The sequence below is a fragment of the Streptomyces sp. WAC06614 genome (assembly GCF_003949795.1).
GTDB lineage: Bacteria > Actinomycetota > Actinomycetes > Streptomycetales > Streptomycetaceae > Streptomyces.
Window position 1 is genome coordinate 1 of the sequence record NZ_RPRY01000629.1, and the last position, 1,698, is coordinate 1,698.

Sequence of the window (1,698 nt, forward strand, 5' to 3'; positions counted from 1 at the left end):
GGGCGGCGGGGGCCGGGACGGCGGCGCGGGCCGGGGCGGCGGAGGGAGGCGACCGACTCGCGTGTGTTCGGCGGCCGTCGGGGTGATGGCCGTGCTCGTTGCGGCGGCCGCGGCCGAGGGGCGCCGCACCGGCGGCCGGTCCGCCTTCCACCAGGGCGCTCTGAACGGTTTCGGACCGCACGGCCTGGTCCATGGGGGACAGGCCGTCGCCACCCGCGGCTACACCCCGGGCGTGTCACCGGCCCGCTGCTGGTCGTGCCGTTCACCCTCTGGGCGCGCGGCCGGCTGCGCCGGGCGGGTGTGCTGCGGCCGGCCCGGGCGCGGGACGTGGTGTCCGGCCTCGCCGGGGCGGCCACCGCCGTCGCCCACGGGGTGGCCCGCCGGCTGACGGTTCGTTCCCCCGCCGGGCGCTGATCGTTGACCCGGCATGGAGCTGTTGCCCGCCGTGGCGGGGCCGGGGGTCGGCGAACACGCCGACGCCGCCGCCGAGACCGCCTGTCACCTGTACGACTCCGTGGCCGTGGGCGGCTGGAGCCGGGACGCGGCGGAGGACGCCGTCGAGGCCATCGAGACCACCGCCCATGCCCTGGCCTCGACGCACCCGCGTGCCGCACTCGTCCTGGCGCCGCTGCACGCGGCCCTGGCGGACCTGCGGCGGCAGTTGTGCCTGCCGCCGCCGGACACGGCCATCGCCACCGGGCCGCCGCAGATGCCGCGTACGGTCGGCAACCCGCGGCGGACCCGGCGGACCCAGCCGTTCGGCCTCCCGGTGGCCGGGGCCGCCGCCCCGACCCCGGCGGGGCCGCCGCCCGGGCCCGCGCCGGTGCCGGCGCCCTCGGCTCCGCCGGGGGACGGGCCGGCGTCGTCTACCGTGTCGCCGTCGCGTACAGCGCCTTGACGGCGGCGCCGAAGTAGGAGCTGTAGGAGGTGTCCGGCAGGTCACCGCCGGTCTTCCAGCCGCCGATCACGCCGATGACGGAGCCCGTCCTCGTCCGGGCGTCGTAGTGGGCCAGGAACGGCCCGCCGCTGGTGCCGCCGGGGTAACCGGTGCAGTTGATCCGGAGGAAGGAGCCGGGGATCGCGGCGTCACGGCTGGTGAACTTGGTCGTCCGGTTGACGCAGGCGCGGGGCCGGGCGGCGCCGGCCGGGTGGCCGATCAGCATGACGTCGGGTTGTGCGTAGGCCCCGCCGGTGACGAGGCGGTTGGCCCCGACGACGTTCTGCACGGCCCGGCCGTCGGGCCGGGGCCCCACCTCGACGAAGGCCACGTCGTACGCGGCGCCCTTGTCGGGGCCCAGGCGCCGGTAGCGGGGGTCGATGAAGACCCGGCGGACCGGGAACCTGCCGTAGGGCTGGGGCTTGGCGGAGGTGTAGCGCGGGACGAAGTACAGCTGGCGCGTGTCGACACCGACCAGGCAGTGAGCGGCGGTCAGCACCAGGTCCTTGCCGGGCGAGGCCACCACGCTGGCCGTGCAGGAGTAACGGCCGCCGTTGCGGGCGGAGTACAGCCGCCCGACGCTCGGGATCCCGTCGAAGTTCCACCCCTGCCCGGGCCCGAGGGGCCGCGTACGCGCCTCCGTGCCGGGGCGGGGCCCCGGGCATCCCCCGGCCGCCTCGCCCGACCCGGCCGGCACGGGCCCGCCGACCACCGGCCCCGCCACTGCGGCGCCGCCGCCCGCCAGGTCCGCCGCGTCGGTA

General features: G+C 78.2%; 2 protein-coding genes and 1 pseudogene. 2 read left to right on the top strand and 1 reads right to left on the bottom strand.

The genetic code is table 11. The features are described from left to right. Nucleotides 1-414, top strand: a pseudogene (locus tag EF918_RS35440) (HXXEE domain-containing protein); the annotation flags it as partial. Nucleotides 415-427: 13 nt separating this feature from the next. Beyond that, nucleotides 428-898 carry a hypothetical protein gene (locus EF918_RS35445; protein WP_125652944.1) on the top strand — a complete coding sequence of 157 codons (471 nt, stop codon included), beginning with the start codon at nt 428-430 and terminating at the stop codon, nt 896-898. Here EF918_RS35445 and EF918_RS35450 read toward each other — a convergent pair. Next, the coding region (locus EF918_RS35450; RefSeq protein WP_125652945.1) for a serine protease at nt 867-1,698 on the bottom strand (832 nt) is incomplete at its 5' end. The genes EF918_RS35445 and EF918_RS35450 overlap by 32 nt on opposite strands.